At 69.3% G+C, this 13,900-nt stretch carries 14 protein-coding genes; 3 read left to right on the top strand and 11 right to left on the bottom strand.

Features of this window, described 5'->3' with window-relative positions:
- Positions 1 to 81: 81 nt before the first annotated feature.
- The 5 genes from VN378_RS16375 to VN378_RS16355 are packed head-to-tail and all read right to left on the bottom strand — an operon-like array spanning position 82 to position 5,571.
- Positions 82 to 1,404: a tyrosinase family protein gene (locus VN378_RS16375; protein ID WP_325744624.1), complete on the bottom strand. Its 1,323-nt coding sequence runs from the start codon at positions 1,402 to 1,404 to the stop codon at positions 82 to 84.
- 44 nt (positions 1,405 to 1,448) lie between these two features.
- A complete protein-coding gene (locus VN378_RS16370; RefSeq protein ID WP_325744623.1) occupies positions 1,449 to 1,973 on the bottom strand; it encodes a hypothetical protein in 525 nt (174 codons plus the stop codon).
- Positions 1,974 to 1,988: 15 nt separating this feature from the next.
- Positions 1,989 to 3,389 (bottom strand): MBOAT family protein, encoded by a 1,401-nt coding sequence (locus tag VN378_RS16365; RefSeq protein ID WP_325744622.1) that lies wholly within the window; start codon positions 3,387 to 3,389, stop codon positions 1,989 to 1,991.
- Positions 3,389 to 4,678, bottom strand: a complete 1,290-nt coding sequence (locus tag VN378_RS16360; RefSeq protein ID WP_325744621.1) for a GDSL-type esterase/lipase family protein — start codon at positions 4,676 to 4,678, stop codon at positions 3,389 to 3,391. The genes VN378_RS16365 and VN378_RS16360 overlap by 1 nt, the downstream gene beginning before the upstream one ends.
- A 2-nt stretch (positions 4,679 to 4,680) precedes the next feature.
- Entirely contained in the window at positions 4,681 to 5,571 is an 891-nt protein-coding gene (locus VN378_RS16355) for a DUF459 domain-containing protein (RefSeq protein ID WP_325744620.1), read from the bottom strand.
- Between the two features lie 553 nt (positions 5,572 to 6,124).
- Here VN378_RS16355 and VN378_RS16350 point away from each other — a divergent pair.
- A complete protein-coding gene (locus VN378_RS16350; protein ID WP_325744619.1) occupies positions 6,125 to 6,829 on the top strand; it encodes a CoA transferase subunit A in 705 nt (234 codons plus the stop codon).
- A gap of 1 nt (position 6,830) precedes the next feature.
- The gene (locus VN378_RS16345) at positions 6,831 to 7,484 is read left to right on the top strand and encodes a 3-oxoacid CoA-transferase subunit B (protein WP_325744618.1); all 654 of its coding nucleotides are present in this window, start codon (positions 6,831 to 6,833) and stop codon (positions 7,482 to 7,484) included.
- A 6-nt stretch (positions 7,485 to 7,490) separates the two neighbouring features.
- Here the strand turns inward: VN378_RS16345 and VN378_RS16340 are convergent, their stop codons facing one another.
- Positions 7,491 to 8,573 carry an FAD-dependent oxidoreductase gene (locus tag VN378_RS16340; RefSeq protein WP_325744617.1) on the bottom strand — a complete coding sequence of 361 codons (1,083 nt, stop codon included), beginning with the start codon at positions 8,571 to 8,573 and terminating at the stop codon, positions 7,491 to 7,493.
- A 244-nt stretch (positions 8,574 to 8,817) separates the two neighbouring features.
- Between VN378_RS16340 and VN378_RS16335 the strand changes: the two genes are divergently transcribed.
- Positions 8,818 to 9,669, top strand: coding sequence for a toxic anion resistance protein (locus tag VN378_RS16335; protein ID WP_325744616.1), 852 nt, complete (start codon positions 8,818 to 8,820; stop codon positions 9,667 to 9,669).
- On the opposite strand, the gene VN378_RS16330 is transcribed toward VN378_RS16335, so the two are convergent.
- The 5 genes from VN378_RS16330 to VN378_RS16310 form a co-directional block, all read right to left on the bottom strand.
- Positions 9,666 to 10,280: an ABC-type transport auxiliary lipoprotein family protein gene (locus VN378_RS16330; RefSeq protein WP_325744615.1), complete on the bottom strand. Its 615-nt coding sequence runs from the start codon at positions 10,278 to 10,280 to the stop codon at positions 9,666 to 9,668. The genes VN378_RS16335 and VN378_RS16330 overlap by 4 nt on opposite strands.
- Positions 10,277 to 11,215: an MlaD family protein gene (locus VN378_RS16325; RefSeq protein ID WP_325744614.1), complete on the bottom strand. Its 939-nt coding sequence runs from the start codon at positions 11,213 to 11,215 to the stop codon at positions 10,277 to 10,279. The genes VN378_RS16330 and VN378_RS16325 overlap by 4 nt, the downstream gene beginning before the upstream one ends.
- Before the next feature lie 14 nt (positions 11,216 to 11,229).
- Entirely contained in the window at positions 11,230 to 12,027 is a 798-nt protein-coding gene (locus tag VN378_RS16320) for an ABC transporter ATP-binding protein (RefSeq protein ID WP_414642270.1), read from the bottom strand.
- Positions 12,021 to 13,136, bottom strand: coding sequence for an ABC transporter permease (locus VN378_RS16315; RefSeq protein ID WP_325744612.1), 1,116 nt, complete (start codon positions 13,134 to 13,136; stop codon positions 12,021 to 12,023). The genes VN378_RS16320 and VN378_RS16315 overlap by 7 nt, the downstream gene beginning before the upstream one ends.
- 118 nt (positions 13,137 to 13,254) lie before the next feature.
- Complete coding sequence (locus VN378_RS16310; RefSeq protein ID WP_325744611.1) at positions 13,255 to 13,887, bottom strand: UdgX family uracil-DNA binding protein; 633 nt, start codon at positions 13,885 to 13,887, stop codon at positions 13,255 to 13,257.
- Positions 13,888 to 13,900: the final 13 nt, after the last annotated feature.

The following is a 13,900-nucleotide window of genomic DNA, read 5'->3' as shown; positions in this document are numbered from 1 at the left end:
GAAGCTGATCCTGGAACACCGAACAGGCGGTCATCGGCAGGCAAAGCGCCGCGAAAAGCAGCACGACGATCTTCAAACGGCTCATGCCCAACGGCTTTCGGTCAGGGTCAGCGACAGGTCCAGCGCCACGGCCCGCGCGGGCGGGCGTCCCGCCTCCGGCGCCAGGTCCTCGGCGTCCACGGCGACGGTCACCACCGCGTCGCCCTCGCCGATCAGGTTCAGCACCTCCTCGCCGAAACGGAAAGGCAGGACGTAGTCGCCGGCGTGATGGGCCTCCGCCCCCTCCCGCAGATGCAGGAAGGTCGGCGAGGAGCCGAGCGATATCCGCCGCCCGGCGCAGCGCATGCGAATCTCGATGGACCGGTCCAGCAGCGCCCCGGTCGCCGCGTATGCGACCGACCCGGCGCCGGCGATCATCAGCGTATCGTCCGCCGCCCGCATCCGCGCCACCGCCTCGGCCGGCAGGGTCACCGAGAGCCCGCCGCCGCCCTCGCCCTCAGCCCTCATCCGGTAGACCACGCCTCCCAGCGGCTCACGCCGGGTCGCCCCCGGCGGCCCGACCTCGGGGGCGTTGAACACCGGGAACGGATAGAGGTGGTCATAGCCATAGCCCAGGCTCCGGGTGTCCAGCACGCTCCCCACCCGCCAGTCGCCCGTGTCCTCGCCCTGGCCGCCGACGAAGCCGTTCAGCGTCCGCGCGGTCCAGTCGGCGGGATAGACGCTCGCCGCCTGACGCGCGTGCCAGGTCGCCCAGACCCGGTCGACATTGCAGTGGTGCAGCCAGAAGATCGGATCGGTCGCCGCCGTGGTCAGCCGCTTCATCAGCCCGCCGACCAGCTCGTGGATGTAGTTGTGGCCATAACCCTCGACCATGCCGGCCCCGGTCGGCAGCTTGCCGGCGAAGGTCTCGAAATCGTCCGAGGTCAGCCGCGACATATAGGGCGACCGGGCCCAGCGGGCGGCGTTGAAATCAAGCACATCCACGCCCCGCGCCCGCTGCCGCTCGTACAGCAGGGCGTCCGGCTCCGTGATCCACGACGGCAGGGTCCGGTGTTCCTGGGCGTCCCAGTAGGGCATGGCGAAACCCGCATGCCCCGTCAGGCCGGCGATGATCCGCTCCAGATGCAGCAGCTGCAGCCGGTGCCACGGCAGGAACAGGCCGTTGTTGTGCTGGCCGTTGCGGGAGTGGATCGTGTTCTGGCGGGCCCAGGACCGGTCGTCCCGGCGCCGCTTCATCAGCGCCAGCCCTTCCCCGAACGCCACGACGTCGTCGCTGGTCGCGGACAGGGTTCCCGCGCCACGGCGCACCCGCTGCGTCTGGCCCAGCGCAGGCGCGGCGCCCGAAATCGAGCCGAGGCCCAGCATGACGGCTCCGGTCAGCGCCTGGCGTCTGTCGATTTTCACCCATGCCCCCGCACGTCTTCCCCGACGGCGAAGGTTCACCAATCTCAGCCCGGTGTCGACCCCGCGTCGCGCGCCGGCGCCTGGCCGATGAACCGCGCCTGCCGCGCCGCCGTCCACATCTCCCGCAGGCCCTGGCGCGGCTGGTCCACACCGAAGACCGCCAGCTGGGCGACCCACACCTCGGACAACTGCTCCACCGTCCCCTGCACCCAGCCCGGCGCCTGCTGCCGCGACCAGTTCAGCGGCGACACCGCGTTGAACACCATCAGAAAGGCCGCGACCGTGAAGATCGCCCGGCTGGTCCAGCGCCGGTCCCGCGCGGCCACCCCCTCGTCATCCAGCGGCGGCGCGGGCGGAAAGGCGAACCGGCCCAACGCCGCCAGGGCGTTCTCGCGCGTCGGCAGGTCATGGGCGTCGGCGGTCTCGATCCAGTCGCTGGGAGGATCCTCGGGCGGCGGCGGCAGGCTTTCGTACAGCGGCGGAAAGGGCGATTCCGGCCGGTGGACCGGGAACGGCTCCAGCGGGATTTCCGGCGTTTCGCCGTCCTTGCCTGTCGTGTCGTCGGTCATCGCGGGTCCAACGCCTCAGAACTGGAAATAGATGAAGGGGGCCACGCCCTCGGGGCGCACGGCCTCGATCAGCAGGAAGGCCGCCCCGACCAGCAGGCCCAGGGTGATCGACGGCGCCGTCTTCAGCCGTTCGGCCAGCCCCTCGACCGCGCGCGGCGGCAGCCAGTGCATGGCCAGCCCGCCGACGATCAGCGTCAGCAGCAGCGGCGTCAGCACCACGACCGGCCCGATCCGGCCCAGCCCCTGCAGCATGGCCATGGCCATGTCGAAGCTCTCGGCCCGGAACAGGATCCAGCCCAGACAGACGATGTGGAAGGTGACCAGCACCCCGACCACCGTCGGGATCACCTTGCGGTCCCCGAACGCCGCGCGGCCAAGCCGCTCGATCACCTGCACCCCGCCGTGCAGCGCGCCCCAGGCCAGGAAGGTCCAGGCCGCCCCGTGCCACAGCCCGCCCAGCACCATGGTGATGAAGACGTTGATGCAGCTCGAGATCAGCCCCTTCCGCCCGCCCCCCAGCGGCACATAGAGGTAGTCCCGCAGCCAGCTGGACAGGCTGATATGCCAGCGTCGCCAGAACGACTGCATCGAACTGGCCCGGTAAGGCTGGTCGAAATTGCGCGGGAAGGAATAGCCCAGCAGGGCCGCGATCCCGATCGCCATGTCCGAATAGGCCGAGAAGTCGCAATAGATCTGGACCGCATAGCCATAGACGGCCGCCGCGATGTCGACGGCCCCGTAGGCCGACGGATCGAAGAACACCGGATCGACCAGGTTCACCGAAATCTCGGATGCGATCACCGTCTTCTTGAACAGGCCCCAGACGATCAGCAGCAGGCCGTGCGTCGCCATCTCCCGCGTCAGCCGCGGCGTCCGGTCGAACTGCGGCAGCAGGTCCGAGGCCCTTACGATCGGCCCCGCCACCAGATGCGGGAAGAAGCTCATCAGCAGCATGACGTCCAGCAGGCTCTTCGCCGCCGGCGTCTTCCCGCGATGCACGTCCACGACATAGCTGATGCCCTGGAAGGTGAAGAAGCTGATCCCCACCGGCAGCACGATCTGCAGCAGCGGCAGGTCCCGCTCCCAGCCGAACCGCATCAGCAGGTCGCCCGCCTGCTCGATGAAGAAGCCATAGTATTTGAAGAAGCCGAGGATCAGCAGATTGACCGCGACACCCAGGCCGACCAGCCACGCCGTCTTCGCCCCCGCCCGCCGCGCGATCAGCGCCCCGACGCCCCAGTTCAGCACCGCCGACGCGATCAGCAGGCCGACGAACCGCCAGTCCCACTGGGCGTAGAAGAACCAGCTGGCCAGCAGCAGGAACAGTTTCCGCCGCCCGTTCTCGCGGTCCAGCGACCAGGCGGTGAAATAGACGAACAGGAAGAAGACGCCGAAGGCCAGGGTCGGGAACAGCACTAGTTTGGTCCCCCCGCCGCCGGAACGCGCGCGGCTCTCCAGCCGTCATAGGCGGCCAGCAGGTCGCGGCTCAGCACGCCGCCGATCCAGTCAGCGCCCTCGCTGGTGAAATGCACCCGGTCGCCACGCATCAAGGGTGCGTCCCTCAAGGCCAGCCGATCCGCCGAACACTCGCCGCCCATCCGCCCACGCCAGTCCCAGAACGCCACACCCATGTCGGCGGCGACCCGGCGTTGCACGTCGCGCACCACCGCCAGCGACGGCGGCGGTTTCCGCTGCCCGTCCGCGCTGCATCCGCCCGTCACGCCGCTGCGCAGCGCATCCGGCGCGCCCAGCAGCATCAGCGACGCCGCCGGCGCCAGCCGCCGCATCCGCGCGATCTGGTCGCGGAGCAGTGTCTCGTACGCACGGCTATCCAGCGCGTCGTCGAACCCCTCATTGGTGCCGAACGCCAGCACGATCAGCGACGGTCGCCACATCGCCAGTTCGGTCGCCGCGATCGCCTCGTCCCGACTGGCCAGATCGCGCAGCGTCGCGCCGATGACGCCGAGGCTCGACACCATCACTCCCGGCTTCGCGCCCGACAGCATGACGGAATCCATCACCACGCCGCGCTCCAGCGGAACCAGACGCACCGACGACGTCGGGCCCGGCAGCGCCAGCTCGCGGCACACCTCCTGATCCGGCGTCGTCCCGTTGAAGTCCAGGCCCCGGCCCAGGCCGCCCGCTTCGACCGACAGGCCCACGCCGGCGCCGCGCGCCCGTCCGCACACCCCGACCACCGACGCCTCCGCCCCGGGATCCAGTTCGAAGCCCATCAGGGCCCCCTCGACCCCCGTGGTCCGCATCCCGGCCAGCCCGACCCGCGTGGACGGAGTCCCCGCCGACGGCTGCAAGGAAGGACTTTCGGCGACCCAGCCCGCCGCCGCCATCCGCACCTGATAGGGGGCGTAGCTGTCATAGGGCGCGCCCGGCGGCAGCACCCCACGCCCCGCGGCGCCGAACCGGGCCTGAAGGTCCGCCCTCAGCTTGCCCGTGATCCGGTCGCCCGCGGTGTGGCTGTCGCCGATCTGGAGAATATGCACCGGCCGCGTCCGCTGTCCGGCCTCGGTCGCCGCCAGCGCCTCGAACAGCCCGGTCAGCGCCCCGGCCTGGCACAGGCCGCCCGGACAGTCGGACTCGCCCGCAGGCGGCGCCGCGACGGCGGCGTAAGGGATTTCCTGCGCGGCCGCCCCGCCCGAAACCGCGATCCAGACTCCGGCAGTAAGGGCCGCCGCCGCGGTCCTCATGCTCAGGCGGCGGGCGCCGCGAGGGGAGCCGCAGGGCGGTCCAGCCCGGCGTCGCGCTTCAGCCGCGCCGCGACCGGGGCGCTCATGCGCAGATAGCCGGCCATCGACATGTGGATCCCGTCATTGGCCCGCATCAGGGTGCGTCGGCCGCTGTCGGTCGGCAGATAGGCCTCGTATCCGCCCTCGCCGTTCGACGTCAGGGCCGTGGTCTCGATATACGGCACGCCCAGCGCCTCCATCCGCGCCTCGACCACCCCGTTGATCAACGTCATCTTGGCGTCGAACGTATTTCGCTTCATCCGCGGCAGGCCGACCCAGTAGACGGCCACGTCGCGGCTGCGCAGCAGGGCCACCAGATCGTCGACCCGTTTCGCATAGGCGGCCTTCCAGCCGTCCGAGCCGAACGGATGAATCTGCCCGTCCATCTCTATGCCCTGGGCGTCATTGGTGCCGAACAGCATGACCGCCACGTCAACGGGCTTCTCGTCCAGCTGCCCGCGCGTCTTCGCCTGGATGTCGACGTAGTCGTAGCGGCTCAGGCCCGTCGAAACCTGCGAGAATTTGCTCACCGTGACATTCGGCGTGTGCTGCAGGTCGCGGTACAGGCCCGCGTACAGGCCGTCGGCCATCGAATCCCCGAACACGCCGATGCGCAGCGGTCCCTGGGCCAGACGGGCGTCCAGCGGCGTCACCGCCGGCAGGACCGGCGCGGCGGCCGCCGGCGCGGCGACCGGCGCTGCGGGCGCGGGCGGCGCGGAGGCCGCGGCCTTGTCGCCCAGCATAAGGGTGGGATGGCGCAGCCACGCCCGGCCGTCGGGCGTCAGCACAAGCCCGGCCAGCACGCCGACCACGAAGGTCGCCGTCAGAGCGTTGACGCCAGCACGCAAAGCCATCCCCCGACTGAACCCTGTTCCGTCGAGCCTTTTACCTTATCGGGGCCGGACCGCCACCTCGCGCCCGTGTCACGGGAAGAAAAAGGTTAATGGGGCGCCCACCGTCTCCTCCCCACTCCGTGGGGAGGGGGACCCCGAAGGGGTGGAGGGGTAGAAGCAGGGAGCGCGGTTGGCGCCCCCTCCACCGCTTCGCGGTCCCCCTCCCCATTCGCTGCGCGAACAGGGAGGAGACGGATGACGCTCCGCTGACAATCCGCCGCCAACCAGACGACTTCACGCGCCTAACCCGCTGATCTCATTGCCTCGCCCCCCAAAAATAGCGTCACGAACCCGCCGCGGGAACAGCCCGTGCGACACTGCCGCCTGAACCTTCGTTCCGGTCTTTGACAATCAAATCCTGCCGCCAAGGCGCCCTCGGAAGAAGTGGACTCAGTGGACTCTTCGGACTCATTGGACTGTGTTTTTTTCCGCTCGCCTTGCCCGGTCCGCGTCCCCACGTTAGGGACAAGCCAGACCGCCAATATTCATCAGGCGGTGAAAATATGAGGAAGCGATGCGGAAGATCTTCCCCGACGCGAAGTCCGCGCTTGAGGGCCTGACCTTCGACGGCATGACCGTCATGTCCGGCGGCTTCGGCCTGTGCGGCATTCCCGAGCACCTGATCGCCGCCTTGCGCGACTCGGGCGTCAAGGGGCTGACGGTCATTTCCAACAACGCCGGCGTCGATGGCTTCGGCCTCGGCCAGCTGCTGGAAACCCGCCAGATCGCCAAGATGATCTCGTCCTACGTCGGCGAGAACAAGGAGTTCGAGCGCCAGTATCTGGCCGGCGAGCTCCAGCTCGAGTTCAACCCCCAGGGCACGCTTGCCGAGCGCATCCGCGCCGGCGGCGCGGGCATCCCCGCCTTCTTCACGGCCACCGGCGTCGGCACCCTGGTCGCCGAGGGCAAGGAAGTTCGCAGCTTCGACGGCCGCGACTACGTCATGGAGACCGGCCTGATCGCCGACCTCGCCATCGTCAAGGCCTGGAAGGCCGACGGCCGCGGCAACCTCCAGTTCCGCAAGACCGCCCGCAACTTCAATCCGATGATGGCCACGGCCGGCAAGGTCACGGTCGTCGAGGTCGAGCACATCGTCCCCACCGGGACCTTCGACCCCGACCAGATCCACACCCCGGGCATCTACGTCGACCGCATCGTCCTGACGGTGCCCGAGAAGCGCATCGAACAACGCACCGTCCGTGCCCGGGAGACCGCATAAGATGGCCCGCACCCGCGAACAGCTCGCCGCCCGCGCCGCCTGCGAGCTGCAGGACGGCTTCTACGTCAACCTCGGCATCGGCATCCCGACCCTGGTGGCCAACTACATCCCGCACGGCATGGAGGTCACCCTGCAGTCCGAGAACGGCATGCTCGGCATGGGCCCCTTCCCCTATGAGGACGAGGTCGACGCCGACCTGATCAACGCCGGCAAACAGACCATCACCGAGATCCCCGAGACCAGTTATTTCAGCTCGGCGGACAGCTTCGCCATGATCCGCGGCGGCCACATCAACCTGTCCATCCTGGGCGCCATGGAAGTGGCCCAGAACGGCGACATCGCCAACTGGATGATCCCCGGCAAGCTCGTGAAGGGCATGGGCGGGGCCATGGACCTGGTCGCCGGCGTCAAGCGCGTCGTCGTGGTCATGGACCACGCCAACAAGCACGGCCAGTCCAAGGTGCTGAAAGCCTGCACCCTTCCCCTGACCGGCACGGGCGTCGTCAGCCGCATCATCACCGACCTGTGCGTCTTCGACGTCAAGCCCGACGGATCGGGCCTCGAGCTGATCGAACTGGCCGACGGCGTCACCCTCGACGAGGTCGCGAGCAAGACCGAGGCCACGTACTCGACCGCCCCCGACCTCCTTGGCTGACCGGCGTCAGGCGCTGGCGAACAGGGTCGCGAGCGCAGCCAGCGCCTGTTCGGCCTCGGCCCGGTCCGGCGTCTCGTCCGCCACCCCGTAGCCGACCATCTGGCTTGAGCCATTGGCCTGGATGACGATGCCGTCGTGACGCGGCACCATGCTGATGGACCGGTAGTAGAGGGCGTAGGTCACCTCAGGCTGCGGCGTCAGCCAGGCGATCTGCCCCCGCACCGGCACGACGCTCTCATCCCCGAACAGCGCCCGCGCGCCGTACCCGGTGCAGTTGACCACCACCGGCTCGGCCAGATCGGCCAACTCCGACGGGTGGTTGAACGTCCGCTGGACGATCCGCCCGCCCTCCATAAGGAAGGCTTCAGTCAGCTGCCGGGCGTACTCCGCCACGTTGAAGGTCATGATCGGCAGGGCCGTGACCCGGTCGACGGGGAAGGGATGCTCGTCCGGCCTTAGTTCGCGAGACCAGGGCGCGAGATCGCTCAGCCGATCGCCGAAGCGGGCGAACCCGACCCGCCCCGGCGTCGCCGCCGGTCCCACCGGGCCGCCCGCGCCCGGCCCGCCATGCAGATTGTACTGGTCGATGAACCGCACCGGGTCGCCGTCCAGCCCGACAAAGGCGTGATGATCCACCCATGACCGCCGCGCCATCGCCTCCCACCGCGCCGGAAAGTCCGCCGGCGCCGCCGCCTGGGCGGCGATCCGCGAGTCGGGCGACCAGACGCCGGTGGCCCGGGCCGAGCGCGTATGGGGCGTGCGTTCGGCGGCGTAGATGGTGACCGGAGCGCCGGCCCTCAGGATCTGCAGCGCCGTGGTCAGGCCGATCGCGCCGCAGCCGATGACGGCCATCGGCCGTTGGCCGCCCTCGAGAGCGAGGTCACGGGCCGCGGCCGCCGACCCCCAGGACAGCGACCATCCCGCTCCGCCATGCCCGTAGTTATGCACGACCCGCTTCTCCCCCAGCGTTTCGACCTCGATACGCGGGCCCTGCGCCCTGAACGGCCTCAGGCAGACGGTGATGCGGCTCAACCGGCCGGGATCGGTCAGCAGGGGCGCGAAGGTCGGCCGCTGGAAGACGGGCCGCATCGGTGTCGCAGGAGACAAGACCGTCGGGGCGCATCCCGCGAGCCCGGCGTAACCCAGGCCGGCGAGGACCATTCGACGGTGCAAGGTGGCGTCCAAGGCTGTTCTCCGAGGCGTGAGCTGCCTACCATCGGCAATGCAGGACCGCCCCGCAATGGCCCTGGCAAGCTACACCGTTGCCGCCGGGCTGAAGTCGTAGGCATACTCCCGTTAACCGGCCGCAGAGCCGGTCTGGTGGAGCATCGAGATGGCGGACGGAGCCTACCGCTGGCTGGGCAACGCCCCGGCGCCCGACGCGGCGCGGGTCGACGCCATCGACGCGGCCTTCGACGAGACGTCGTCCCACGCCTTCGGTGAACCCGCCCGCGCCGCGGCCGTCGATCGCATCGACCACGCCCTGGCCGCCGCCCGCGCCGGCGATCTCGAAGGCCTCACCGCGGCCTTGTCGGACGTCCGCGCCCGCATCGAGGCCTTGCGGCCCGAAGCGCTCGAGCCCCGCCGCGGGCTCGCGGGTCTGTTCGACAGCCGCGGCAAGCGCCTCAACCGCGTCCGTGAACACTACCGCGACGCGGCGGATCGCCTGACCGGCGGCGTCTCCGCCCTCGCCGAACGTATCGAAACCGCCGCCCGCCGGGCCGCCTCGCTGGATGCCGTCTGGGTTGAGATTCGCGACGCCGTGGCCGACCTCGACGCCCACCTCGCCGCCGCCGCACGCCGCCTGTCCGGTCACGCGACCGCCGACGACGACGCCGCCCCTCCGCTGGGGATCCGCAAGGCGACGCTCGACGCCTGCCGCGCCGCGGCCCTCGGCGCCCTGCCGTTGATCCGCGGGGCCCAGAACGCCGACGCCCGCGCCTCGGAAGCGCTCAAATCCTGCACGGATGGCCTCGTCGCCTGGCGCGACGACTGGCGCGACGCCCTGGGGCTGTCCGGAAAGCGCCCGCGACGCATCCACCCCGACAAGGACCGCATGGCCCGCAGTCGCGATGGAGCGCTGGCCCGCGTCGACCGGACCTTGGGCGAGCTGGCTGCCCTCGGCGCGCGCCGCGGCGACGTCGAGCGCCGGCTGGCCGCCGTCAGGACGAGCCTCAAACCCTAGCGGGCGTTGGCCTCGGTCCAGGCTACGATCTGGGTGTTCAGGTCGCGCGCGGCGACATCGAAGGCCTCGACGATCGACGATACCCGGTTTTCCGAAGCCGGCTGTTCGACGCTGAACATCCGCTCGGCGGCGACATTGCGTTCCGGCAGGGTCGTCACCCGGGCCCGGGCCGTGATCACCACCGTGGGCGCCGCCCCGGGAACGTCATAGCGAGCCTCGAAGGCGCGCACATCGATGTCGAGGCTGCGGCCGCCCCGGACAATCTCGCGGGGGCCGACCAGCCGGACACGCGTGGCCTGTCCGGCGAAGGCGTTCTCCAGACTTTCCATGTAGAGGTCGGCCGCCGGCGAAACCCAGCGCGCGCCCTTGATGTAGGCCGTCTCCGTCCCGGTCACGCCTAGCAGCCGGTCGCCTTCCACCGCCTCCGGGAACTCGACCCGCCGCAGTGCGATCGCCGTCGCCGTCGATCCGAGGCTCTCCGAAACCGTCGGGGCGGGACCGCCGAACCGGTAGGTCTGGACCGGATCGGGAGAGCTCAGCAGCGCGCACCCCGCGAGCGTGGACGCGGCGACGCCGACGGCGGTCAGCCGGATGAGGGACGAACGGATCACGGCTGGACCTCCATTTCCTTGGTCGGCGCGCGGCCGATGAAGTCGCGCGGGCTGGACCGAACCTCCTCGACCAGACCTTCCAGCGCCCGGGTGGCGTCCTCAAGGCTCTGGATGGACTGCTGCAACTGGGGCAGGCCGGTGGTGGCGAAGTCGTTCACCGGCCGCTCCAGCCCGCTGATGGTCCGGTTGGCCGACGTCGCGGCTTCCGCCGCCTGCTCCGCCGCGCGATTGATGTTGGCGATCGCCTGACGGCCGTCGCCCTCGATCAGCTGACGCGTGCTGACCCCCAGCGCCTGGTATTCGCCGATGGCTTCGTTGGCCTTGGCCAACGCCTGCTCCAGCTGGGCGAACATCCCCTTGCGGGCTTCAAGCTCGGTCGACAGGGATTCGACATTCTTCACGCTGGTCGAGAAGGAGCGGATGTTGTCGTCCGACAGCACCCGGTTGATCCGGTTCAGCGCGTCCACCGTCTGGGCCAGCACCGTGCCCGAACCGCTGAGCAGTTCCGCGATCGGCGACGGCTGGCTCTGGATCACGGGCACGACATTGTCGGGATACTGGGTTTTCAGGATCGCGCTCTGCGGATTTCCGGCCGTGATCTGGATGTAGTTCAGGCCGGTGATGCCCTGCGGCTCCAGCTGCGCGCGCGAGGTCACGCGCACCGGCGTGGTGCCGTCCACGCGGATGCGGGCGATGACCTGGTCGCCCTTCTTCGGATCCAGATTCAGATCGGTCACCTCGCCGACGCGGATGCCGTTGAAGTGGACTTCCCCACCCTCGGACAGCCCGCGCACCGGCCCGTAGAAGACGATGTCATAGACGTCGTAGTCGTTGTTGAACTGCAGGCGGGCCAGCCAGATGCTGAACACCGCCAGCGCCGCCAGAAGGGCGATGGTGGCGATGCCGACGGCGGCGTAGTGGGCGTCTCGTTCCATCTGGTCCGCTCTCCTCAGGCGGCTCTGTCGGCGGCGCGACCGCGCGGCCCCAGAAAGTATTCCTTGATCCAGGGATGATCAGAACGCTCGAGCTCCTGAACCGTCGCCTTGGCCACAATGCGCTTGTCGGCGACCACGGCCACCTTGTCGGTAATGGCGTAGAGGCTGTCGAGGTCGTGGGTGATCATGAAGACGGTCAGTCCGAGGTCGTCGGACAGCCGCCGGATCAGGTCGTCGAAAGCCGCGGCGCCGATGGGATCGAGGCCGGCGGTCGGTTCGTCCAGGAACAGGAGTTCCGGATCCAGCGCCAGAGCCCGGGCCAGGCCGACGCGCTTGCGCATGCCGCCGGAGAGTTCGGCCGGCTTCAGATGGTGCGAGTCCGGTTTCAATCCGACCATGGCGATCTTCATCTCGGCCAGCTCGCGGATCACGTCCTTGGGCAGGCGGGTATGCTCGACCAGGGGCGACGCCACATTCTCGATGACGCTCAGCGCGGAGAACAGGGCGCCCTGCTGGAACAGGATTCCTGTCCGGCGTTCGACGTCGGCCTCCTGCTCTTCGGTCATGGTCGCGCGGTCGTAGCCCAGGATGCTGACCGAGCCACCCTCCGGGTCCTTGAGGCCGATGATCGAGTTCAGCAGAACCGTCTTGCCGGAGCCGGAGCCGCCCACGACGCCCAGGACCTCGCCGCGATCCACCACGAGGTCCAGGTTCTCATGGATGGTCCGCTCTCCGAACTGGCTCAGCAGGCCGTGCACCTCGATCAGGTGTTCGGGCTCGGGGGCCCGATTGGCAGCCGGGGCGGTCACCAGTTCAGCTCCAGGAAGATCATTGCGAAGACGGCGTCCAGGAAGATGATGGCGAAGATGGCCTGGACCACCGCGGCGGTGACCCGGCGGCCAAGGCTCTCCACATCGCCCGCCACCGCCATGCCCTGGCGGCAACCGATCGCCGCAATGACGACCGCGAAGACCGGCGCCTTGAGCAGGCCGACGCCCAGGTGGGTGCTCATCTTGGCGTCCTCGGTCATGCGCTGGATGAAGAAGGCCGGCCCGTATCCCAGCTCCGCCCAGGTTACGATCAGCCCGCCGAACAGGCCGGCGATCATGCCGATGAAGGTCAGCAGCGGCAGCATGGCGAGCATGGCGGCAAGGCGCGGGATCACCAGCGCCTGGAAGGGATTGACCCCCATCACCTGCATGGCGTCGACCTCCTGGTTCATCCGCATCGAGCCGATCTCGGCCGCGAACGACGATGACGACCGGCCGGCCAGCAGGACCGAGGTGATGACCACGGCGAACTCGCGCAGAACCGACACGGCGACCAGTTGCACTGTGAAGACGCCGGCTCCGAACTGGGTCAACAGGTTCGCGCCGAGAAAGGCGATAACCGCCCCGATGAAGAAATTCGTCGTGGCGATGATGGGAATGGCGTCCAGCCCCGACCGCTCGCCCTGGCTGAACCAGGCGGCCCATCGAATCCGTCCGGGATGACGCAGGGCCGTACCGACCGCGACGATCAAACGACCAAGAAACGCCATCGACAACGTGGCTTCGGCCGCGATATCGCCGACTCCCCGCCCGACCTTGGCGAAGCCGCGGACCCATCCGGGAGAGCGCCGCGGCGGGCCGGCGCTTTCGCGCTCCAGCTTCTCGACCAGGGCGTAGGTGCGGCCGGCCTCGGGTCGCTGGCTCCAGGCGGCCTGGGGCAGGACGCAGTTGGCGGCCTGGACGATAGCAAGGGCGCCGGCCGTATCGAATCGGCCGAGGTTCGACAGATCGACGGCGTCGATCTTGCGGTCGTGCAGTTCGCCGTCCAGCCGGCGCGAAATCCGGCCAAGCTGGGTCGCCGTCCAGTCGCCGGTCAGACGCAGGGTCAGACCCGGTCCGCCATCGTCGATCTGGAAATCCGCTGCGGCCATGCCCCTACCTAGATTGCGCCGTTCGTTTTGCCTACGCCGGCCAAACGGCAAAGCTGGGCCAGACCTCACAACGCAGCGCACCCGTATTCGTTCTGCCACGGTTTCAGGTATTTACGGGTCAGAGCAGCAAGCGGGCGCGTTTCAGGTCCTCGACAAACCGTCCACGTTCGGCCACCCGGGCCGCCTCGTCCGGCAACCGCAACAGGTACGAAGGGTGGACGGTCAGCAGGACGCGCGATCCATCGGGCTGGGCGATCGCCTCACCACGCTCCTTCATCACCGCAGCCTTGCGGCCCAGCACGCCCAACGCCGCCGTGGCGCCCAGGGTCACGACGACCTTCGGTTTCACCAGTCGCCGCTCGGCGTTCAGCCACCAGCGGCAGGCCCTGACCTCGCTGACCAGAGCCGTCTTGTGGATGCGCCGCTTGCCGCGCGGCTCGTGCTTGAAATGCTTCACCGCGTTGGTGACGAAAACGTCGTCGCGGTCGATTCCCGCTTCCGTCAGCGCGGCGTCCAGGACCCCGCCAGCGGGACCAACGAATGGCCGCCCCGCCAGATCCTCCTGATCGCCCGGCTGCTCGCCCACGATCATCAGCCGCGCCTTCTTCGGCCCCTCGCCGCAGACGCCCCGGGTCGCATCCCGCCACAGCGGGCACCGGCGGCAGGCCTGCACAGCCCGATCCAGTTCCCCCAGCGTTGACGGGACGAAGCCTTCGTCGAGCGCATATTCCTGACCCGCGTGCGACAGCATCCTCACCATACGC

It is taken from the genome of Brevundimonas sp. (genome assembly GCF_035561115.1).
Lineage (GTDB): Bacteria > Pseudomonadota > Alphaproteobacteria > Caulobacterales > Caulobacteraceae > Brevundimonas.
Note: the sequence above shows the minus strand (reverse complement) of the source record. Positions and strands in the feature narration are given on the sequence as shown.